The organism is Pseudoalteromonas phenolica, assembly GCF_001444405.1.
Lineage (GTDB): Bacteria > Pseudomonadota > Gammaproteobacteria > Enterobacterales > Alteromonadaceae > Pseudoalteromonas > Pseudoalteromonas phenolica.
Map to the genome: position 1 here is coordinate 168,065 of NZ_CP013187.1, position 19,973 is coordinate 188,037.

Sequence of the window (19,973 nt, forward strand, 5' to 3'; positions counted from 1 at the left end):
ATAAGCTCATTTCTCTATGCGCTCTGTCACTAATCTTTCGCGCTGACTTTCTCTGCGTATTCTTCAGCTTGACGCCATACGCGCATGGTGTTGCCACCTAAGATTTTCTTAATTTGCGCTTCGCTGTAGCCTCGGTCTAATAACCCCTGTACTAGATTAGGGTATGTCGATACGTCTTTTAAGCCGATAGGCAGTGAGTCACCCACGCCATCATAGTCAGAGCCAATACCAACATAATCAATGCCAATAAGTTTGACTACATGGTCAATGTGATCAAGTACTTGCTCTAATGTTGCAAACGGGAATGGGTTTTTAGCACGGTAAGCTGCGGCGAAATCAGTCGTTGCTTTACCACTGTCTTCGGCTTCTTTTTTAGCTGCGTTACGTTTGTCGTACCAACCACGTGATGCACTAGTCACAAAGCTTGAACCAAAGTTAATCTGGATCACGCCGCCATTTTTCTTCAGGGCTAATAGCATGTCATCATCCATATTGCGCTCAAAGCCCGGCGTGTATTTACGTAATGAAGAGTGTGATGCAATCACGGGCACTTTTGATAGCTCCATAACCTGATAAAACGCAGCATCAGAAATGTGTGATACATCGATCAGCATGCCGATATTATTCATCTCTTTTACTAGATCTTTGCCGAATGGGCTTAAGCCTTTCCATTTGCGTCGCAAGTCATAAGACGAGTCTGAGATATGGTTACTCTGCGAATGAGCCAGAGTGATATAGCGAACACCGCGGTCATAGAAGTGCTTTAGGTTCTTCATGTCGCCTTCCATCGGCGAGCCGTTTTCCATACCCATGGCAATTGACATTTTACCCAGTTTAAAATGTGTATAGGCATCTTTATATGAGTAGGCGATGGCAAATTTGTCTGGCGCACGGAACACCAGCGCTTCCATGCCATCAATTAATTGGTTCGCTAATTGGTAGCTTTTGCCCTTTCCTTCAAACTCTAAGCTGGCAGGAATATAAATCGACATAAATGGTACGTTCAAGCCACCTTTCTTCGCACGAGGATAGTCGAAGTCACCGCCTTCAGTTGCCTTACTGACATCATCCCATTTGTCGGCGATACGGTAAGGCACATCAATATGGGTATCGACTAGAATGCTTTGTTTGGCAATACGCTCTGCACGCTCTGATGCTGTGTATTGCTTTTCTGCTGCTGATAGGTTTGCACTGGCAACTGCTAACGCGAGTGCGGCAAGAGTAAAAGTTGCTTTCATGGCTCAGTCTTTTATTGTTTTAAGTGCTTTGATTGTAACAACAATTTCTTCGTCCTGTATATTCTCCGCTTATCCTCTTTTCTGACCACTTGTCACATTTCGCAAATTGCCATGGGGTGTTTTCCATATAGTTATACCCAACAGAGGCACACAGTCTAAATAAATTAAAATTTAAGGAAAACAACATGTCTAAATTCAATGCTAAAACAATCCGTCGTACTTTAATTGCAGCTATTTTAGGTTCGGCATCAAGTGCAGCCATTGCGACGGAAGGTACCCAAACACAACAAGCAGAAAAAGTAGAAGCTGCGGCTAAGCTTGAGCTTAAGGAAGGCTTCAATATCAGTATGCAAAGTAATGAGATTGATAGTGTTTTTGAAGGCAGTGGCCTAGGTATAAGCTATCAGACTAACTTTGGTAACTTGCTAAAAGCGCATGATGAGCGTTTAAATCTTTATGGCCGCATGCATTATCAAATCAACCGCAGTGATGAAGATGCTCAGCTTGCTCAGGCTGATATCACACTGGGTTTGAATTTCGCTCACTCTGACAAGTTGCACGTTTATTTAGAGTCAGCGATGTTACAACAAGAGGTGTCAGGTCAACCGCAAAGCTTTACTCGCAGCTATGATGTCACGCGTTTAGGTGCACGTTACAACTTTAAAAAGAACTTTATACTTAATGGCGCAGCAATTCATAGAAATGGAGAGCAGAACGAATTGGGTTATCGCATCGCTGTAGAATCAACTAAGAAAGATGCTTACTCAGTGGGTATGGGGTTTAGCAGTGTGGGTGACAATGATTCACTGTTTATTTCCATTTTTTCAAAGTTCTAAGTTGGTAATGAAAACGCGCATGGGTACAATTCATCGCATCGAAACAAGGAGCATTGTACCCATGAAGAAGTATTGGCTGTGCCAGTTAGCCGCTTTCATCGCGATTCTGGCTTTGAATAGCAGTATTTTAGCGACCATAGATTTTAGTGAGTTTACGAGCCAGCAGATAAGCTCCCTTTTTATAAGGGCACTGCTTACATCAAGCTTTTTTATTTTGTTCAGTCATTTGGTTATTAGAAATGGCGGCCAATGGTTTGCTCGAAAGCGCGGTATGAAGAGGCCGACACTACCAATCTTGTTGGTGGTGAGTGTGGTTGCAGCAGCACTTTATCACCTTTCTTATGAGTTTGTGGTTCAGACAGTTGCTCCTTCTGGCTTACCCAGTGATGAAGTGTCCATGCAAGTGCAAGGTAGCAAAATTGAATTTCACGAAAATAAAAGAGTAGAGTGGATAGCCATTTTTGTTAAATGTTCAATGTATTGGCTTTGGTCTGGCTGTTATTTAGCCGTGATTGCTAGAAGAGAAAAGCGTATGTTAAAAACGCAGTTAAAAGAGCAGCAACTCGCCAGCTTACAAAATCAGATAAACCCACATTTTCTATTTAATTCGTTGAATACTATTCGCGGCATGATCTACCAAGACCAAGATAAAGCCGCAGAGATCGTCACGCAGCTTTCAGAGTTGTTTAGGTATAACCTGACAACAGACTTACGAACACATGTCAGCGTTGAGGATGAGTGGCAAATTTGTGAAAACTACCTCGCTATTGAACAAGTGAGGTTTGGTGAGCGGCTCAAAGTCCACTTTGATTGCCCACAGAATTTACTTAAAGCAACCTTGCCAAGCATGTCTCTACTTACACTCGTTGAAAATGCAGTGAAGCATGGTATTGCACATCTTCCTAACGGAGGAGGGCTAAATATTCATGTGTCAGAGCGTGAAGGTAAAGTGCAGATACAAGTCATTAATCCCTTTGATGAAAGCAGGGTTAAAAGTGGTACCCAGTTGGGACTGGCAAACATTCAATCTCGGTTAGAGCTTATGTTTGGACAACAGGCACAACTGTTGATTTCACAAGAGCGTCAGGAATTTAAAGTCATTATGGAGGTGCCCCATGCAGCCTAAAGCCACAATTAAAGTGCTCATCATTGATGATGAGCCTTTGGCGCGTGCAGAGTTACAGCGTTTATTAAAAAAGCATAAGCAAATAGAGGTGCTGGGTGAAGCGCAAAATATTATCGAGGGAAAAGCTTTAGTTGAGGACTTGGAGCCAGACGCAATATTTTTAGATATAGAAATGCCGGGAGGGACAGGGCTTGAGCTCGCTGAGCAATTAAAAGGTGAAATTCCTATCGTCTTTTGTACAGCTTATAACGAGTTTGCCGTGGATGCTTTTTCGCTCAATGCCGTAGACTATTTACTAAAACCCGCAGCCCCGGCGCGGTTAGAGAAAGCTATTGAAAAGCTCACAAGTCTGCTATCAGAAACAGAAAGCACACAGCTTGAAGATGATTTTAAATTGATGGTGAAATTTGCTGACAAAATGAAAATCATCTTGTTGAGAGACATATTACGTTTTGAAAGTGTTGGTAACCATGCGGCAATTTACACCGAGTTTGGCAAGTCTTATATTCATAGTTCGCTGAGTAAAATAGAAGCAAAACTTGACCCTAGTGTGTATTTGCGCGCAAGTCGCAGCGAAATAATTCGTTTGGATGCGGTGGTGCATCTAGAGGAGAGTATCAACTATGGGTTAACTGCGACCCTGAGTAATGGCTCAGAAGTCGATATATCTCGCCGCCAAGCTTCTGCGTTGAAAAAACAAATGAGCTTTTCAGCGTTTTAATAGCGGATTAAAAAAGCTCGCTTAGATTGACACTGATTACGCGTAATCAGTGTCATAGCCTTCGGTATATTCTTCACTCTGCATGGCGTTGAATTGGGCTTTTGAAACGATATTGACCGACTCATGCAGTTCAGAGAACACAATTAGAGCTTCACCTGATTTGAGTTGGGCTTTTACTTGCTCCACTTTTGTTTCAGTGTTTACTTCAGCATCACCGTAGTCAGTGCCTTCGCGATGTACATAATGTTCAATGAGGTTATTAAGTGTATTTGGATCAAGTTGCTGATATGGAATGAGCATCTACTTCTGACCTTTAAGGAGCGATTGAAAATAATGGGGGACGGCTTTTTCAAGCCAAAACTCGGGTTTGAATGGATTCTTACCACCAATAAAGCCGACATGACCGCCTTTTTTAGAGACCGCCAAAGTGACTTGGTCGCTGACTTGTTCAGCCTTGGGCACAGCTTCGTGCGAGAGCATAGGATCATCTTCGGCATGGATCAGCAAAGTGGGTGTCGCAATATGTTTTAAGAAAGGCTGAGCACTTGCTTGTGTATAATAATCTTCAGCACCCTCAAAGCCATGTAGTGGCGCTGTTAATTGATCATCAAACTGCCACAGGTCGTTAATATCGGCCAATTCTTGCTTGTTTAGCTTTATCGCTTCACCGATCTGCGGGTATTTTCTTGCGGATGACTTTTTTAAACGGTCCAATAGATATTTTTGATATAAACCAAAACAGCTTTTTCTGATCACCTGACACGAAGAAGAAAGATGATGGGGTGCTGAAACAACCGCAGCACCGCTGAGATCACTCTGCTTACCTTGTTCACCTAAATATTTGGCAAGTACATTACCACCAAGAGAAAAGCCAACAGCAAATAAAGAACTTGGGTTTAAGCGTGTTTTTAATGTTTGAATTAAAAACTGTAAGTCACCGGTTTCTCCGCTGTGATAAGCGCGCGGCAAACGATTAGGCAAGCGTGAACAGTTTCTAAAGTGCATGAGCACAGTATCAAAGCCTTGCTGGGTCAAGGCTTTAAGCATACCTTTAGCATAAAAGCTATCTAGGTTGCCCTCTAGACCGTGTAGCACAATGGCAAGAGGTGAATCTTTTTTGCCTGTGCGACTCCAGGCTAACTCTAAAAAATCACCGTCAGGTGTAGTCAGTTCTTCATATTCCACATCAACGCGCTGAAAGGGTCTAAAAAAACGGGGCAAGATAGTTTGTGCATGACGATTCGACATCCACCAAGCACTTTCAAACTGATAACTCATAATTCTTCTTATTTACTTACTCGCAGGCAGTGTAGCAAAGAGTCGTGATGGGTTAAATAACCAGAACTGTCGAGATAAAGCAGAGAATGGGTGAGAAAGAGCCGAATAGTGTACACAACCTTTTTGCTTCACAAATAAAAAGCACCCGACTAACTAGGTTAGTAAGGTGCTTTGTGCGTCGTGCTTAATTCGTCTCTATCGGGGAACAAATGCCTTTGTTTAAAGTGGGTCAAAGGCAAGACCACTAATACTAATACTCAAAAAAAATCACTTAATTAAGAGGATTAATATAAAAACTAGTTATTCAGGAGCTTCTGACTCGTTAATCTTCTTCATGAAGTAATAAACGTAGTAAGCGCATAGCACAATCACTGTGCCCAAGATACCAAATGAAAGAAACAACACTGGGTCGCTAAAAAAATCTCTAAAGAATACGTTCATGGCCTTGGCCTCCTAATCACTCGATGAAGTAATCATAGGTGAGGGATGGCGGGCTTGATATGATCGAGATCAAGTTTGTTTTCTGGTCAGCTGGGCTTAGGGTCAGAGCTTGATCTTGATCATGCTTTTCGTCGCTAAAGGCACTGAGAAAGGCGTTTTTTATCTTGCTCAGATAAATAAAGAGCTAGGTTGTCAGCGTCGCTGTTAACGCTGATTGAACTCGGTAGCGCGTCTAATATTAAGCTTTGCTGTAATTTTTCAAGGGCTAACTCATTTTCGAGCAATTGTTTGCGAATAACTGCATAGTCAGTGCGGTGCGAATGGTGTGTTTTAAGATTTTGTCGGGTTAAGCGATGCGGGTTCAATAATTGAGCATCACTGAGCGCAGCGACACTGTCGAGCGCTGAAAACTGAGTCGGTGTTAGTTGTAGCTTTAGGCTGTTGAGGAACATCAATAATAAACATAGGTTCACGTTTTTTTGCTGCTCGTCTTGTAGCTCGAGCAGCAAAGGTTGCACGCCATTTTTGCTATATATATCGCATGCAAATTGCCAAAATGTATCAGCCGTGAGTTTAGACATTAGGCGAGGCTTGCCTCAAATGCAGCTTGTTTCTCTTCCATCTCTTCAAGTGCCATTAATAGGTCTTCTTCTATTTGGTTCACTTTTGGCGTTAACTCAGCTTGTTTGCCAAGCAGCTCGGTGAGCTTGGCTTTGTTTTCATCACTGTATAAATCGTTGTCGCCAAGCTGGCTTTCAACGTCTGATAACTGCTCTGAGAACTTGTCTAGTTGCTTTTCAAGCTTATCGATTTCTTTCTTCAAAGGTTGAACTGATTTTCTAAACTCGGCTTCAAGGCGTTTCACTTCTTTACGGTTACTGCTTGAATGCGCTTTAACTTCGGCTTGCTCTTTTTTGCTGTCGGCTTTATTGGCATTCAGTAACCATTGGTAATACTCATCTAAATCATAGCCAAATTGCGATACGCTGCCATTATCTACCAAATAGAATTCATCGGCGGTATTTTTTAGCATGTGTCTGTCGTGCGATACCGTCACCATCGCGCCTTCAAAGCCTTGTAGGGCCATAACAAGGGCATGACGCATTTCTAGGTCTAAGTGGTTGGTTGGCTCATCTAGTAACAGTAAGTTTGGCTTTTGGAATACCAGCATGGCTAGAACTAAACGGGCTTTTTCGCCTCCTGAGAAGGGCGCTACTGGCTCTAAAGCGCGGTCACCGTTAAACGCAAAGCCACCTAAAAAGTCACGTAGAGATTGTTCAGGTGCATCGGGTGCAAGGCGTTGTAAATGTGTCACAGCGCTCGCTTGTAAATCTAGTGACTCAAGTTGATGCTGTGCGAAGTAACCAATTTTCAACCCTTGATGTTGAAAGACCTCGCCAGATTGTGGTTGCAATTCGCCCGCAAGCAATTTGATCAGAGTTGATTTACCCGCACCATTGCGACCAAGTAGCGCAATGCGACTGCCTGGCACTAGGTTAAGCTTAATTTGATGCAAGATGGTGATGTCGCCATAGCCTGCTTGTGCGTTATCTAGCGTCATCAATGGGTTGGGTAGTGCACTTGGCTCGGCAAATTCAAAATCGAATGGTGAATCAGCATGTGCCGGGGCAAGCTTTTCCATACGCTCTAGGGCTTTAACGCGGCTTTGCGCTTGCTTGGCTTTACTGGCTTTGGCTTTAAAGCGGGTAATGAACTTTTCTAAGTGAGCAATTTGCTCTTGTTGCTTGTCGAACAAAGCTTGTTGCTGGGCCATTCGTTCTGCTTTTTGACGTTCGAACTGAGAGTAATGGCCTTTGTAAACATTAATAAGGCTGCGATCGATATGCCAAATTTGGTCCACCACCGCATCTAAAAACTCGCGGTCGTGAGAGATTAGCACCAGTGTACCGGTGTACGCACGTAAAAAGCGTTCTAACCAGTAAACTGCATCTAAATCTAAGTGGTTGGTAGGCTCATCGAGTAGTAGTAAATCTGCATCGCGAATAAGTGCTTGAGCAAGGTTTAAGCGCATACGCCAACCACCCGAAAAGGCACTCACTGGGTTATCGATTTGTTCGTTGCTGAACCCTAGACCGTGTAAAAGTTCACCGGCTTTGGCCTCAATGCTGTAGCCTTTTAGGTGTTCAATTTGTTGGTGTATTTGCGCTTGTTTTGCACCGTCACCGCTCGCTTCTGCATCACGCAGTGCAATGCGGCAGGCGTAATATTCAGGATGACCTTGCAGTACATAATCAAGAGCACTGATCTCAAGCGCTGGGGTTTCTTGTTTTACTGAGGCAATTGACCAATCTTTTGGAAATTGAAATTCGCCAGAATCTAACTGCAGTTCGCCCTTTAACAATGCAAACAAAGATGATTTACCACAGCCGTTAGCGCCGACAAGGCCGACTTTGTGCTCTGGAAAAAGTGTTGCACTGGCGTTTTTAAGTAGGGTTTTGCCACCGCGAAGTAGCTCGATATCTGACAGTTGGATCATAGTGTTACAGCAACAATAAATAATGGGGTTATCATAGCATGAAGTGCTTTGTGGGGCTCAACTCTATCTTCTATTTGAGGACAGGTATTATTTCTGTAAACAGAGTGAACGTGTTTCGTATAAATCGGGTATTGAGATAGAATAGGGCATAACTTAATCGCGGGTCGAGTCGAAGATGAAACAGAAGAAACGCTTTATTGCTGGGGCAGTATGTCCTGAGTGTAATAAGCAAGATGTCATGATGCTATATAAAGAGCATGATGTAGAAAAAGTAGAATGTGTTGAGTGTGGTCATAAGATGACACAACCAAAAGATGCGGTACAAGCATCAACACGCCAATTTGAACAAGTGATTGGTGTATTTAAGCCAGAGTAACACTGGCTTAAACGTATTTATTATTAACCAGGTACTCGGTTAGTAATGCGGCGGTGGTGGCTCTTGATGCTGAGGCATTAACCCACTGTCACCTCCTTCTTTAATTTTTTGCGCTAATAATTCTAACTGGCGCTGCATTTTGGCTAAATGCTTTTGATGGGTGCGAAGTTCATCGTTCAGGGTTTCGATGGTATCGTCCTGAAAAGCAATTTTTGCTTCTAACTCCATCACGCGATTTTCTAATTCTGTCATTGTGTATCCAAATCGGTAAATATTTCTAGCAAACCACTTGAGCTCTCGGTGGTTAAACTGCGCTCGTTATCAGTAAAGGCAACATCAAATACCACCGCTGATTTAGGGCGGCTGCCTTCTCTCGGTTTTACTAAAAAGGTATCTAGTTGTTGGCCGTCATTCACGCGCCAAAGCGATAATTCGCGGTTAGGTGAACCCGTGGCAATAAGTGATGCATCTTCATTAAAGCGAACGGCACTAAAGATTTTCTGGCGAGCAATATACTGTAATTGTGATACGAGATCACCTGAAGTGAGTTGCCAGACACTGGCTTTTTTTAAACTATCGGCGGTAAATGCGTATTGACCACTGGCATCTAAGGCGACTTTAGTGACGCGACTAGGGTGATTAAAGCGATGAAGTACTTGCCCAGTTTTAGTGTCCCAAAAATAGGCGGTGTAATCATTACCGCCACTTAACGCGAAATGACCATTGGGTGATAACGCAATACTATTGATTTTTTCTTGATGACCGAGGAACTCTAAGCGTCTACCGTTGACTAAGTCGAGATGGACGATGACATTATCACTGCGACCATACATGACATAGCGGCCTTGATTACTAATTGCAATATCGCGGATCGTGGCTGTTTTTATTTGATAATAGCCTTGGTTTTTACCGGTTTGAATATTCCAAACGGCAAATGTATCGTTGGCGGCGGTCACAGCAAAACTATTGTCATAGGCGATGGCAAGCGAATGTACTAGGTTTTCGGGATCTGCTGAGTGCTGCCATTGGTATTTTAAGCCATGGCTTTGATTGTCCCATAGGCTAACGCCATGCTCGACCGATGAGATTAAAGAATATCGACCGTCTGCAGAGATAGCGGCTGCAAATGAGCCTCGCACAGCATGCTCCACGGTATGTGACGCTTGTTTCGCTGAAGGAGTACATGCCAGCAGCAAGGTACAGATTACAGTAGTAAGAAAGAGTCGAATACTTTGCATAGTTTGGGTTTTTTCCCTTAACGCTCTGTTTCACAAAGGGTACACTTGCGCTCATGTCCATATGATGGCGCTTTTTATTGATAGTAGCGCATCAAAGCCGGAAAGTCGCGTTGTGAAGCTTGGATGACGATAGCCGCATGAGGATTGGCATCGAAGCATATGAATGATAATGTGGATACATAAATTTAACCTTTCGAGTAAATAGACAAGGCCACAATAAGTGAGCCGGAGAAATAGAATGAAACAGACGATTAAACTGTCTTTAATTGCAGCGTCGGTATTGGCGCTAACTGCGTGTAATCAAAAAGCCGAAGCTGAGCAAAAGCCTGCAGAAGTAAAACTAGAAACAGAACTTCAACAACAAGCTTATGGCATTGGTGCATCTGTTGGTAACTTCTTACAAAAAGACCTTGCGGATAAAAAAGAGATCGGTGTAGAGCTTGACCAAGAACTTCTAATGCGCGGCTTTAAAGATGCATTAGCAGGTGAAGCGAAATTAGATGAAGCGAAAATTCGTGAAGTGCTTACAGCGCTTGATACGACGGTACGTGCTAAGCAAGCAGAGAAAGCCGAAGCATTAGCAAAAGAAAGCAAAGAAAAAGGCATTCAATACCTAGCTGACAATGCGAAAAAAGAAGGTGTAACAGTAACTGAATCTGGTCTTCAATACGAAGTGATCAGTGCAGGTGAAGGTAAAAAGCCAGTAGCGACTGACGTGGTAAAAGTACATTACAAAGGTACTTTAATTGATGGTACTGAGTTTGATAGCTCATACTCACGTAATGAGCCAGCGACATTTGGTCTACAGCAAGTAATTAAAGGTTGGACGGAAGGTCTTCAGTTAATGAATGAAGGTGCTAAGTTTAAATTCACAATTCCTTCAGAACTTGCTTATGGTGAACGTGACCTTGGTAAGATCCCTGCAAACTCAACGCTAGTATTTGAAGTTGAGTTACTTGAGATCCAACAAGAGAAACAAGCGGCAGCAGCTGAGTAATATGATTAATTAGGCCTTTTAAAGCGAAAGGCTTGAAATAAAAAAGGGTTCCAATGGAACCCTTTTTTGTGTCTAAAGTTTATCTTAATTCTGTTCTAATCAGTATGATTCGCGTAGAAGTTTTCGATTAACTCATCTTCTAGTTCAAAGCGTAACTCTAATATTTCACCTAGCTTAGATAAGTCAGTATCAAAATCAGATAGCATGTTGTCTTGGGTTACTTCTGCATATTTGTCATTGAAATCAAGAGCGACATCTGTGGTTTCAGAGATACGAGGGTAGAGAGCATTGGCAAGAGCCATACTCTTCGGGCCTTTCTCTTTGCAAGCCTGGACAATGTTGTCATACACTTCGAAATGGCCTGCCGATAAGTAATCCATCAGGATTTGGCAAAATCCTTGAATTTGAACTTGATCGGGTAGCGCGTGGTCTTTTTTATCGTATGGCGCAAAACCTGCTAATTTACAAAACTGTAATAACAATTCTTGACGTTCAGTTAACCATGCATCGATGACACTGTGACTGCCACCCCATTTCTGCTGTGCTTCTTCAAATCTTGATAGCATAGTAACCTCCTTTCGCGTTTCCTATAGCTCTATAAGAAGAAAATCTTGCTCAAAGGTCAACCATTTTTTTCGTTTTTTATATGTCTGATTTGGTAAGGTTATGAATTTATTGACTTTGTTTTGATTGGGAGGCAAATATAAAAAAACCACCCGAAGGTGGTTTATCAATTGGTTTAGCAGTTTTTATTTTTATTAAAATATAAAATTATTTTTATTATTAAAGGTGTTTTGTTGTTATTTTTTTAACGCGGGGGAAGTTATACCAAGCTTTTTTTGTTGTTGCAAATAGTTTAACAAGATGTTTTTTAATTTTTTTGCTTGTCTTTCCATAAGTGGTTGAAGCATTAGTGATTTAATCTAGATCATGACAATTCACTTTGCTTGGGCGTTTAGATAGAGCCTGCGCATAATTAGTGATACAATTTGCGCAATTTTTTAGGCTTTGGAATCGAGATACGCTATGAGCGAATTGAAAAACGATCGTTATTTACGTGCGTTAATGAAACAACCTGTTGATGTAACGCCAGTATGGATGATGCGTCAGGCTGGACGTTATTTACCAGAGTATCGCGCAACACGTGCGCAAGCTGGTGACTTTATGAGTTTGTGTAAAAACGCAGAATTGGCATGTGAAGTTACTTTACAACCACTTCGTCGTTATCCGCTAGATGCGGCAATTCTTTTCAGCGACATCTTAACTATTCCAGATGCAATGGGCTTAGGTCTGTACTTCGAAACCGGAGAAGGCCCTAAATTTGAACGTCCAATCAGCTCTTTAGCTGATGTTCAAAAGATCCCAAATATCGACCCAACTGACGAGCTTGGCTATGTAATGAATGCAGTAAGCACCATCCGTCGCGAGCTGAAAGGTGAAGTACCATTGATAGGTTTCTCTGGTTCTCCTTGGACGCTAGCTACTTATATGGTTGAAGGTGGTTCGAGCAAGACGTTTGGCAAAATCAAAAAGATGGCTTTTGCTGAGCCAAAAACGCTACACCTATTGTTAGATAAAGTGGCGGATTCAGTAATTGATTACCTGAACGCGCAAGTTAAAGCGGGTGCACAATCGCTTATGATTTTTGACTCTTGGGGTGGCGTGTTAAGCCCACGTGATTATAAAGAGTTCTCACTGCAATACATGCACAAGATTGTTGATGGTCTAATTCGTGAAAACGACGGCCGTAAAGTGCCAGTAACGTTATTCACTAAGAATGGTGGCCAATGGATTGAAGCAATTGCAGCAACTGGCTGTGATGCGGTAGGTCTAGATTGGACGATTGATATTGGTGATGCACGTCGTCGTGTTGGTGATAAAGTGGCGCTTCAGGGCAACATGGATCCAGCAATGCTACACGGTACACCTGAGCGCATTCGTGAAGAAGTACAAAATATTCTAGCAAGCTATGGTGAAGGCTCTGGTCACGTATTCAACCTAGGTCATGGTATTACTCCTGACGTAGACCCTGAAAATGCAGGCGTATTCATCAACTCAGTACACGAGTTCAGTGGTCAATACCACAAGTAATAGCTAATGGCATAAGCTGTTAGAGTTTGTAATAAAAAAGCCTTAACTTCATTGTTAAGGCTTTTTTATTTGTCTTAATGCATCCCATAGCGAGCAAGGTTCTACTGGATCAAGCTCACAATCAACTGATAAGCCGACTCTTTGTTTTCACATTCTTCAGCATGTAAAATAAGTTGTTCACCAAGTAATAAAGCTTGCTTTTGTACTTGAAGGCGAGCGCTGTCATCTTCAATACCATCAATATCTACAACGTGTGCAAGGCCAATAGTTCTTCGGATTAACTCTGTGCCAGCATAACCTAGTGCATCTTTGATAATTTGCTCAACAAAGTGCTGTGCATAACCAGGTGCTTGCAGAGATAAATCACGGGTATGTTGCGCTGCTAATGCTAGCCAAATGTTTTCAAAATCATTTAAACACTGCTGTATTTGAGTCAATAGATAAGACTGCATTTGACGACGCTTTGGAGTTTCTTTAATGCGACCATTTTGCGCGCAGTAGTTAAGTAATAAATTACCAATGAACGAGCCTAAGTCGAAGCCAATTGGGCCAAAAAAGCCAAACTCAGGATCGATGAGCTTAGTATCGCTTTGATCAGCAAAAATACTCCCCGTGTGCACATCACCATGTAATAGGCTTTGTGGCGCAGAGAAGAATAGATGCTTTAACTGCGCTACTTGGCGAAGCAATTGAGGGCTTTGTTGTAAGCGCAATACATCAGCTTCTAGCTCTGGCGCGTAATTATTTCGCTCGCAGGCTCTATATGGATCATCAAAGAACAAGTCTTCTGTGATTGAACATAGCTCAGGGTTTGTAAATTCTTGGACTAATGCTTTTTTCTCTGCTGGCTTTAAATAGAAATCGGAGTAATAAAAACTGCTTGTTGCCAAATAAGTGGCCACATCAGCACCAAGTTTCGGATAGGTTTTTGCTAGATTTAATTCGCTGCGCAAAATGGCCATATGGCCTAAATCTTCAAGTACAGTAATGGCAAGGTCATCGTTGGTGTGTAGTACTTTGGCGGTATGTTGCTCACACACTAACCCGTGCTTTTTTAGAACGGATGCTTCAATACGCGCTCTATCGAGGGTTAAAGGCCAAGACTCACCCACACAGCGGGCATAGGGTAAGGCTTGCTTAAGAATAATGCTGTTGCCATTTTGATCCGCAATGCGAAACACCAAATTTAAATTACCATCGCCAAACTCGTTACAAGTCAGTTGCGCGTTTGGTTCAAAGAACTCGCCAAGCTGCTCGATATAACTCAGGGCTTGTGCGTTATCAAAAGTAATATAGTCAGCCATACTCTTTTATCACAGTGAAGAACATAATTGCGGCATTCTATATTTTTAAATGTTTAGATGTCTATACTTCTTTGTGTCTTTATGTAAAATCTAGCGGTTATCATTTTGGAGTGACTTACATGCAAAATTTGCTGGCGCGCAGCCTTAAATATCAAGATGGAAAACTATACGTTCTAGATCAATACCTTCTGCCGCATGAGCAACATTGGCACCTGTGTAATAGTGTGTCTGAGATGCAAGCATTAATTTTGTCTTTAAAAGTGCGCGGGGCGCCTTTAATTGGCTTGGCAGCCACTTTGTTGGTGGCACATCTTGCCGAGCAAGGTGGGAGTCAAGCTGAATTGGCCCAAGCGATCGATGAGTTAGAAGCCACCCGACCGACTGCTGTTAATTTAATGCATTGTATGAAGCAGATGCGTGAAGCGCTAAAACAAACAGCCTTTGTCGATGCGTTAGTCACAGCGGCTGAGCGTTTATTCAATGAAGATGTTGCGCTATGTGATGCAATGGCGAAACTGGGCGCTGAGCTTGTGAAACCCGGCGAGAACATCTTAACTCATTGTAATACAGGTGCATTGGCGACAGCAGGTGTCGGCACAGCACTTGGGGTGATCTATCACGCGCATCAACAACATGGTGATATTCATGTCTGGGTAGATGAAACCAGGCCATTATTGCAAGGTGGTCGTTTAACCGCGTTTGAGCTTGAAAGCTGGCACATTCCATATACTTTAATTTGTGACAATATGGCGGCCAGCCTAATGGCGGCAGGTAAAGTAGATAAAATCTTTGTTGGCGCCGATCGTATTGCTGCAAACGGTGACTTTGCCAATAAGGTGGGGACTTACAACTTGGCGGTATTAGCGCATTTCCATGGCGTTGAGTTTTATGTCGTTGCACCAACAACGACGTTAGATGTTGATTGTCCCGATGGTCAGCATATTCCTATTGAGCAACGTGCAGCGACAGAGGTAACAGGCGTTAGTGGTAGCTTTGGAGATTGTCAGTGGGCGCCAAACAATGCACAAGTATTCAACCCTGCATTTGATGTCACCCCTGCAAAGCTCGTAACGGGTTGGGTGCTCAATACTGGTGTATATGATCAAGGCCAAGTGGCTGAGGGTGCATTAAAAGCCTTGTAAGTTGAAATTTGATAATTATGTTTTCTAATTAGCCTAAATTCAGCTTTTTAGGTGTTTAATCTTTTGAATTGAGCACCTAAACCTTCCCAAACCATTGACTTTGTCTGTCAAAAATAAGATGTTTTTTAAATTTAAAGTATTGTTATTTATAGATATATTTTAATAATATCTTATTGTTTCTTTTATATGAGTTTGATAAGCGACTTCTTTTACATTCCTGAGTAAATTAGCCCTATCGCAGCAAATTAAAAGCTAAAAGTGCTTCCAATAAGAGTGAGCATTTTATGCTTAGGAAGTAATAATGAAGTTCAGTCCAATCGTGTTTACATTAATGTTATCAAGTTCACTGGAATCATGCTCAGACGCATTCGAAGAATTAATGAACCAAAGACAAACATCAGCAGAGACAGCGCAAGTGGTAGCAGAAGATAAAAGACATCAAAGTGAAGCCGCTCCATCGGATTTGCTATTAGGCACAATGGAGCGATTAGAGCAGCACTAAGTGAGGTTATGAACTTGAGTAGAGTATTATTTCGTTGTATTTGTTATTTAAAACTGAAAATAATAAACGATCATTCTGAATATTAAATTTAGAGACATATACATTAGATTTAAGCTCTTTGGAAATATCTAACATGAACTCAAGAGAAGGATGTCCATTCAGTTTTAACTTGAATACCTTGCCATCATCTATGGTTAGAAAAATGCCATTTTCGCTGCTTGCTAAATATACTTTTTCAGCACTGTTGAATTCAGTATTTATTTCTTTAAGTGAAAGTGACTCACCCTTGTGTTCGGTGTTAAGGTCGAGAAAATGAATAGTATGCTGTTTATCTAGCACAATAAGCGTGTCATTATTTAGCCAATCAATACTGATCGGTTGAGCGATATCCACTTCAAGCGTGGTGCTTAGCTTGGTGTTGTGAACAAGTACTTTTCTTTGTCCGAGTTCTTGGTCTGAAACAATCGCTGCGATCAGGTTATTTTTGAGCCTAGCAGACAAAACTCTATAGTTAAGCGCTATCTCTTTTTCGACCGAAAGTTCAGGTGTATTCAATAAAAAATACTTGCCACTATGCAAAGAGCGAGCAAAGACTGTGTTGCTCTCAGTGTCACTATCATATGGCCAATCAACTTCTTCTGCGGTTTTAATGGGGTGATAGTTACCATCCTTAATCTTAACTAGTTTGTAGTCTTTTGCATTGACGCCTGCGACTGCAGCAATATGTGTATTGCTTCCAATATAATGAGTTGTACTTTCATATACACCAGGGCGAGCAAAATGCGTGAAGCGTTTACTCGTCATATTATATTCTAAGCTATCGTGATGATATGGATAGGTAGAAGTTAGTAACGTTTTACTACCAATTGGAATGGTATATTGCTTTAGAGGCATAGGCATACTAATCGTGCCTAATAATTCTTTTCCTTTTATATCAAACTGGTGCATTAATTGAGCTCCGCGGGTAAACCAGCTTAATATTCCTGTTTTTTCATTAAAACTTGCTGACCATATCCGCTCACTGAGATCCGCGATTTTCTCTAAGTTATGGCCATTTTCACCGATCATAAAGAGTTGATACCCAGAAGTTGTTTCTCTTTCGAAGATGATTCTTTGCGGCTTGGTTGTGATTGCTACAATATAATCGCCTTGCCCGATAGAGCTTGGCGTTGTGATCCTAAAGCTACTATTATCCCTTAGGTTATGCTTAAAAAGAGCGTTGGTATAACCATTTTCGTTTTGCATACTCTTTTCATGAATAATGTTGTTTGGTGTAAGAGAGAAAATATTCCCAAGTCTAGGAAGGTTCGTGAATTTATCACAACTCAGCAGTTCACTGATATGTGGGGAGTCTGAGTGAAAGTTAGTGATTGACCAAACGCCACAAGTTGTTTGTTGTGTAGCTTCACTATTAGGCACTGGCTTAAAAATAGAGAAAAATATTTTTTGATTGTCTGCAGACCAGCCTTTTAAGCTTACTTCAGAGTAGGGTAAATTAATTCTCTTATGTGTCTGAGTCGCAAAGTCGAAAAGATATATTTCAGTCGTTGATAGCTCTTCTCTCTCTGTATAGAGTTGATAAGCTAGGGTGTGCTGATCAGGTGATAAATAGAGATTATTATGACCTCCCTGATACCATGATAAAGGGGTGGGTGTTAGCTGGATACTTTGTGTGTTGCTAGTTGTCAGTACTTCTTTTTCTGATTCTTTTGGAAAAAGGAAAATGATAGCCATGATAGTGGCAAAAAACACTGCCCCTGCAGAAAAATAAAGCCGGTTATTACTAGATTTGCCTACCTCTTTATCGGTAATACTGGGTTTTGTAGGCTTTAACGCAGTACGCGTTTGCTCTGTGGTGCATGAAAGCGCCTCAACAGGTAAGAACAGAGAATAGCCCTTTCGGTAGTGGGTTTTTATCGATAGACCTGGTTCGAGCTCTGATTTTAAGGTCTTTCTAAGTTCAGAAATGGCGCGATTAATCGCATTATCATCAACAAACCCTTTTTGCCAAACCTGCTCTATAAGCTCCTGTCGCGTGATGATGCGTTCATTATTCAGAATAAAGTACTCGAGTAACTTAAATGATAGAGGGTCAAGTTCTCGTTTTTGTGCGCCATCCGTGATGGATTGTGTTGCGAAGTCACAGATCCAGGCGCCAATCTTGTAACGTGCCATTCTCGAACTCAAGTTCGTTTCCTTGCAATTTTGTTAATAGTGCTTTGTTGACAGGCGCAATTAAAAACTGAAACAGCTGATATTTCAAGGGTAATGCTGTTAATAATAGTGGATAAGCCTCGCGAAGAGGCTTGATAGATTTTGCTATAGCTTAATCTAAAATAGGAAATTGTGTGGCAATGTCACTGTGAGTACTATTTGCAACCCAACCCGCTTCGTTATTGAAAAAGCGAATGGCGGTAAACTCAGGGTCGCTGCCCATATCAAACCAATGTTGAGTGTTTGCTGGTACAGAAATTAAATCACCTTGCTGGCATAGCACTTGATAAACGCACTCGTTTAAATGCAAACAAAATAGCCCTTGACCTTTCACAAAGAAGCGCACTTCATCTTCGCTGTGAGTATGCTCGAATAAAAACTTTTGTCTTAATTCGGCGGCATTTGGGTTGCCTTTGGCCAACGAGATAACGTCTACGGTTTGGTAGCCACCATCTTGTTGTACGCGGGCAATGTCATCCGCGTAGGCTGAAATAATATCTGCTTGTGTACTTTCGACTGCAATTTCGGCATTTGCTTGCCATTGCTCGAATAACACGCCAGCTTTGTTTAGCTCGGTTTGAATGGTTTTAAAGTCTGCGCTTTGGAAGATTGCTTGCGCAGGCTCATCATGGCGGTAGATGGTTAAATTACTCATACAAATAACGCTTCATTAAATTGTGTAAAATCTTCGATAAATGGGTGTGTATCACTACGAGCTTGGTCATCGCGCCATAGCTGCAAGGTATGCATACCTGCCGCTTTCGCTGCGTCTAACTCGGCTAACACATCGCTTAAAAATACCACTTCATTGGCTGCAAAAGGGACCTGCGCCAAGATATTTTCATAAGAGGCTTGCTCTTTTTTGCCACCGACTTTGGTGTCGAAATAGTCAGCGAATAACGGACGAATATCGCCAAAATCAGAGTATTCAAATAACAAATGTTGTGCTTTTACTGAGCCCGAAGAATACACATACAACTCACGGCCATCGGCTTTTTGCTCAGCAAGAAACTGTTGTGCGTCTGGGTAGATGTGGCCGGTAAAGTCACCTTGTTGGTAACCTGTTTGCCAGATCAAACCTTGTAGTTGTTTGAGTGGCGTGATTTTTTTATCTTCAGCTATCCAACCAAGTAGGGCATCAATGACAGAGCTTAATGGCGCGTTAGGTTGTGCGATTTCGGCTTTTACCGCCAGTATTTGCTCAGCGACTTCTGGTTTGTCTTGATTTTGCTCGACAAATTGCGCAAGGTGTTGAGCGGCGTAGGGGAACAGGATGTCTTTCACGAATGAGATACGAGTGATGGTGCCTTCAATATCTGTGATGATGGCTTTGATCATAACGCTGACTCCAATTTAATGCGTTCTAATTCACAGGCGAATAAAAATTCGAGCCCTTCAATATGGCGACGGGTTTCAGCCACACTATTACCCATGGCATATAAACCATGGCCGCGGATCAACACGCCATGCACGACAGGCTCCGATTGATGACGCTGTGCAACAAGCTCTGCCAGTCTGTCTATGTCTTGATCATTGTCGAAAATAGCAATCTTCAATGCGTCTTCATGGCTGCGAACACCCCGTAACGATTTTTGCATCTCATAACCTTGTATAGATAAGGTGTCACCTTTAATAAAGCGTGATAACACAGTGGCGGCGACTGAGTGAGTATGCAGTACACATTCAGTATCAGGCTGAAGTTGATACAGCTTTAAATGCAGTGCTGTTTCAGCTGAAGGCTTTCCACTACCTGCGGTGATTTCGCCTTGTTGATTAAGTTCTAAGAAATGCTCAGATGCTAAGTGGCCTTTATCGTAACCACTGGCAGTCACAACAAAGCCAGTTTCTGTTTTAATTGAGAAGTTTCCACCTGTCGCGGGTACCCAGCCTTTTTGACTTACCCAACGGCCCGCTTCTATCAGTGCGCTTTTTGCGGCATTATTCTGCATAATAAAGAATCTCAAAAATAATT

At 42.0% G+C, this 19,973-nt stretch carries 22 protein-coding genes; 8 read left to right on the forward strand and 14 right to left on the reverse strand.

Features of this window, described 5'->3' with window-relative positions; all coding sequences use genetic code 11:
• Positions 1-29: 29 nt before the first annotated feature.
• On the reverse strand, positions 30-1,238 hold the full coding sequence (locus tag PP2015_RS00780; RefSeq protein ID WP_058028466.1) for a dipeptidase: 1,209 nt from the start codon (positions 1,236-1,238) through the stop codon (positions 30-32).
• Between the two features lie 185 nt (positions 1,239-1,423).
• On the opposite strand from PP2015_RS00780, the gene PP2015_RS00785 reads away from it, so the two are divergent.
• The 3 genes from PP2015_RS00785 to PP2015_RS00795 all read left to right on the forward strand — a co-directional run bounded on the left by PP2015_RS00785 (position 1,424) and on the right by PP2015_RS00795 (position 3,921).
• Positions 1,424-2,074, forward strand: coding sequence for a hypothetical protein (locus PP2015_RS00785; RefSeq protein ID WP_058028467.1), 651 nt, complete (start codon positions 1,424-1,426; stop codon positions 2,072-2,074).
• Between the two features lie 61 nt (positions 2,075-2,135).
• Positions 2,136-3,200, forward strand: a complete 1,065-nt coding sequence (locus PP2015_RS00790) for a sensor histidine kinase (protein WP_058028468.1) — start codon at positions 2,136-2,138, stop codon at positions 3,198-3,200.
• Complete coding sequence (locus PP2015_RS00795; protein ID WP_058028469.1) at positions 3,190-3,921, forward strand: LytR/AlgR family response regulator transcription factor; 732 nt, start codon at positions 3,190-3,192, stop codon at positions 3,919-3,921. The genes PP2015_RS00790 and PP2015_RS00795 overlap by 11 nt, the downstream gene beginning before the upstream one ends.
• Before the next feature lie 36 nt (positions 3,922-3,957).
• On the opposite strand, the gene PP2015_RS00800 is transcribed toward PP2015_RS00795, so the two are convergent.
• The 5 genes from PP2015_RS00800 to PP2015_RS00815 all read right to left on the reverse strand — a co-directional run bounded on the left by PP2015_RS00800 (position 3,958) and on the right by PP2015_RS00815 (position 8,137).
• Positions 3,958-4,221, reverse strand: coding sequence for a YheU family protein (locus tag PP2015_RS00800; RefSeq protein WP_058028470.1), 264 nt, complete (start codon positions 4,219-4,221; stop codon positions 3,958-3,960).
• Complete coding sequence (locus PP2015_RS00805) at positions 4,222-5,199, reverse strand: hydrolase (RefSeq protein WP_058028471.1); 978 nt, start codon at positions 5,197-5,199, stop codon at positions 4,222-4,224.
• Between the two features lie 300 nt (positions 5,200-5,499).
• Entirely contained in the window at positions 5,500-5,640 is a 141-nt protein-coding gene (locus PP2015_RS21555) for a DUF3149 domain-containing protein (protein WP_083496476.1), read from the reverse strand.
• Positions 5,641-5,774: 134 nt separating this feature from the next.
• Entirely contained in the window at positions 5,775-6,221 is a 447-nt protein-coding gene (locus PP2015_RS00810; RefSeq protein WP_058028472.1) for a TIGR02444 family protein, read from the reverse strand.
• Positions 6,221-8,137, reverse strand: a complete 1,917-nt coding sequence (locus tag PP2015_RS00815) for an ATP-binding cassette domain-containing protein (RefSeq protein WP_058028473.1) — start codon at positions 8,135-8,137, stop codon at positions 6,221-6,223. The genes PP2015_RS00810 and PP2015_RS00815 overlap by 1 nt, the downstream gene beginning before the upstream one ends.
• Positions 8,138-8,312: 175 nt before the next feature.
• Here PP2015_RS00815 and PP2015_RS00820 point away from each other — a divergent pair, with 175 nt between their 5' ends.
• Positions 8,313-8,513: a YheV family putative zinc ribbon protein gene (locus PP2015_RS00820; protein WP_058028474.1), complete on the forward strand. Its 201-nt coding sequence runs from the start codon at positions 8,313-8,315 to the stop codon at positions 8,511-8,513.
• A gap of 39 nt (positions 8,514-8,552) precedes the next feature.
• Here the strand turns inward: PP2015_RS00820 and PP2015_RS00825 are convergent, their stop codons facing one another.
• Both PP2015_RS00825 and PP2015_RS00830 read right to left on the reverse strand, forming a co-directional pair.
• Entirely contained in the window at positions 8,553-8,765 is a 213-nt protein-coding gene (locus tag PP2015_RS00825; protein ID WP_058028475.1) for a SlyX family protein, read from the reverse strand.
• Entirely contained in the window at positions 8,762-9,751 is a 990-nt protein-coding gene (locus tag PP2015_RS00830; protein WP_058028476.1) for a WD40 repeat domain-containing protein, read from the reverse strand. The genes PP2015_RS00825 and PP2015_RS00830 overlap by 4 nt, the downstream gene beginning before the upstream one ends.
• Positions 9,752-9,989: 238 nt before the next feature.
• On the opposite strand from PP2015_RS00830, the gene fkpA reads away from it, so the two are divergent.
• The gene (fkpA, locus tag PP2015_RS00835) at positions 9,990-10,748 is read left to right on the forward strand and encodes an FKBP-type peptidyl-prolyl cis-trans isomerase (protein ID WP_058028477.1); all 759 of its coding nucleotides are present in this window, start codon (positions 9,990-9,992) and stop codon (positions 10,746-10,748) included.
• A gap of 95 nt (positions 10,749-10,843) precedes the next feature.
• Here the strand turns inward: fkpA and PP2015_RS00840 are convergent, their stop codons facing one another.
• Complete coding sequence (locus tag PP2015_RS00840) at positions 10,844-11,314, reverse strand: Rsd/AlgQ family anti-sigma factor (RefSeq protein ID WP_058028478.1); 471 nt, start codon at positions 11,312-11,314, stop codon at positions 10,844-10,846.
• A gap of 460 nt (positions 11,315-11,774) precedes the next feature.
• Here PP2015_RS00840 and hemE point away from each other — a divergent pair, with 460 nt between their 5' ends.
• Complete coding sequence (gene hemE / locus PP2015_RS00845) at positions 11,775-12,839, forward strand: uroporphyrinogen decarboxylase (RefSeq protein ID WP_058028479.1); 1,065 nt, start codon at positions 11,775-11,777, stop codon at positions 12,837-12,839.
• Positions 12,840-12,940: 101 nt separating this feature from the next.
• On the opposite strand, the gene mtnK is transcribed toward hemE, so the two are convergent.
• Positions 12,941-14,143 carry an S-methyl-5-thioribose kinase gene (mtnK, locus tag PP2015_RS00850; RefSeq protein ID WP_058028480.1) on the reverse strand — a complete coding sequence of 401 codons (1,203 nt, stop codon included), beginning with the start codon at positions 14,141-14,143 and terminating at the stop codon, positions 12,941-12,943.
• 119 nt (positions 14,144-14,262) lie between these two features.
• Between mtnK and mtnA the strand changes: the two genes are divergently transcribed.
• Together mtnA and PP2015_RS00860 are read left to right on the forward strand one after the other, a co-directional pair.
• Positions 14,263-15,285 (forward strand): S-methyl-5-thioribose-1-phosphate isomerase, encoded by a 1,023-nt coding sequence (gene mtnA / locus PP2015_RS00855; protein WP_058028481.1) that lies wholly within the window; start codon positions 14,263-14,265, stop codon positions 15,283-15,285.
• Positions 15,286-15,586: 301 nt separating this feature from the next.
• On the forward strand, positions 15,587-15,787 hold the full coding sequence (locus PP2015_RS00860; protein WP_058028482.1) for a hypothetical protein: 201 nt from the start codon (positions 15,587-15,589) through the stop codon (positions 15,785-15,787).
• Between the two features lie 6 nt (positions 15,788-15,793).
• On the opposite strand, the gene PP2015_RS00865 is transcribed toward PP2015_RS00860, so the two are convergent.
• The 4 genes from PP2015_RS00865 to PP2015_RS00880 form a co-directional block, all read right to left on the reverse strand.
• Positions 15,794-17,962: a winged helix-turn-helix domain-containing protein gene (locus PP2015_RS00865; protein ID WP_058028483.1), complete on the reverse strand. Its 2,169-nt coding sequence runs from the start codon at positions 17,960-17,962 to the stop codon at positions 15,794-15,796.
• A 151-nt stretch (positions 17,963-18,113) separates the two neighbouring features.
• A complete protein-coding gene (locus PP2015_RS00870) occupies positions 18,114-18,656 on the reverse strand; it encodes a 1,2-dihydroxy-3-keto-5-methylthiopentene dioxygenase (RefSeq protein ID WP_058028484.1) in 543 nt (180 codons plus the stop codon).
• On the reverse strand, positions 18,653-19,339 hold the full coding sequence (gene mtnC / locus PP2015_RS00875; RefSeq protein WP_058028485.1) for an acireductone synthase: 687 nt from the start codon (positions 19,337-19,339) through the stop codon (positions 18,653-18,655). Before mtnC ends, PP2015_RS00870 begins: the two co-directional genes overlap by 4 nt.
• Positions 19,336-19,950: a methylthioribulose 1-phosphate dehydratase gene (locus tag PP2015_RS00880; protein WP_058028486.1), complete on the reverse strand. Its 615-nt coding sequence runs from the start codon at positions 19,948-19,950 to the stop codon at positions 19,336-19,338. Before PP2015_RS00880 ends, mtnC begins: the two co-directional genes overlap by 4 nt.
• Between the last annotated feature and the right edge of the window lie 23 nt (positions 19,951-19,973).

Bases quoted from the DNA above. Each gene is read 5' to 3' on its own strand.
- PP2015_RS00780 (WP_058028466.1), bottom strand. From the start codon at position 1,238: ATGAAAGCAACTTTTACTCTTGCCGCACTCGCGTTAGCAGTTGCCAGT.
- PP2015_RS00785 (WP_058028467.1), top strand. From the start codon at position 1,424: ATGTCTAAATTCAATGCTAAAACAATCCGTCGTACTTTAATTGCAGCT.
- PP2015_RS00790 (WP_058028468.1), top strand. From the start codon at position 2,136: ATGAAGAAGTATTGGCTGTGCCAGTTAGCCGCTTTCATCGCGATTCTG.
- PP2015_RS00795 (WP_058028469.1), top strand. From the start codon at position 3,190: ATGCAGCCTAAAGCCACAATTAAAGTGCTCATCATTGATGATGAGCCT.
- PP2015_RS00800 (WP_058028470.1), bottom strand. From the start codon at position 4,221: ATGCTCATTCCATATCAGCAACTTGATCCAAATACACTTAATAACCTC.
- PP2015_RS00805 (WP_058028471.1), bottom strand. From the start codon at position 5,199: ATGAGTTATCAGTTTGAAAGTGCTTGGTGGATGTCGAATCGTCATGCA.
- PP2015_RS21555 (WP_083496476.1), bottom strand. From the start codon at position 5,640: ATGAACGTATTCTTTAGAGATTTTTTTAGCGACCCAGTGTTGTTTCTT.
- PP2015_RS00810 (WP_058028472.1), bottom strand. From the start codon at position 6,221: ATGTCTAAACTCACGGCTGATACATTTTGGCAATTTGCATGCGATATA.
- PP2015_RS00815 (WP_058028473.1), bottom strand. From the start codon at position 8,137: ATGATCCAACTGTCAGATATCGAGCTACTTCGCGGTGGCAAAACCCTA.
- PP2015_RS00820 (WP_058028474.1), top strand. From the start codon at position 8,313: ATGAAACAGAAGAAACGCTTTATTGCTGGGGCAGTATGTCCTGAGTGT.
- PP2015_RS00825 (WP_058028475.1), bottom strand. From the start codon at position 8,765: ATGACAGAATTAGAAAATCGCGTGATGGAGTTAGAAGCAAAAATTGCT.
- PP2015_RS00830 (WP_058028476.1), bottom strand. From the start codon at position 9,751: ATGCAAAGTATTCGACTCTTTCTTACTACTGTAATCTGTACCTTGCTG.
- fkpA (WP_058028477.1), top strand. From the start codon at position 9,990: ATGAAACAGACGATTAAACTGTCTTTAATTGCAGCGTCGGTATTGGCG.
- PP2015_RS00840 (WP_058028478.1), bottom strand. From the start codon at position 11,314: ATGCTATCAAGATTTGAAGAAGCACAGCAGAAATGGGGTGGCAGTCAC.
- hemE (WP_058028479.1), top strand. From the start codon at position 11,775: ATGAGCGAATTGAAAAACGATCGTTATTTACGTGCGTTAATGAAACAA.
- mtnK (WP_058028480.1), bottom strand. From the start codon at position 14,143: ATGGCTGACTATATTACTTTTGATAACGCACAAGCCCTGAGTTATATC.
- mtnA (WP_058028481.1), top strand. From the start codon at position 14,263: ATGCAAAATTTGCTGGCGCGCAGCCTTAAATATCAAGATGGAAAACTA.
- PP2015_RS00860 (WP_058028482.1), top strand. From the start codon at position 15,587: ATGAAGTTCAGTCCAATCGTGTTTACATTAATGTTATCAAGTTCACTG.
- PP2015_RS00865 (WP_058028483.1), bottom strand. From the start codon at position 17,962: ATGGCACGTTACAAGATTGGCGCCTGGATCTGTGACTTCGCAACACAA.
- PP2015_RS00870 (WP_058028484.1), bottom strand. From the start codon at position 18,656: ATGAGTAATTTAACCATCTACCGCCATGATGAGCCTGCGCAAGCAATC.
- mtnC (WP_058028485.1), bottom strand. From the start codon at position 19,339: ATGATCAAAGCCATCATCACAGATATTGAAGGCACCATCACTCGTATC.
- PP2015_RS00880 (WP_058028486.1), bottom strand. From the start codon at position 19,950: ATGCAGAATAATGCCGCAAAAAGCGCACTGATAGAAGCGGGCCGTTGG.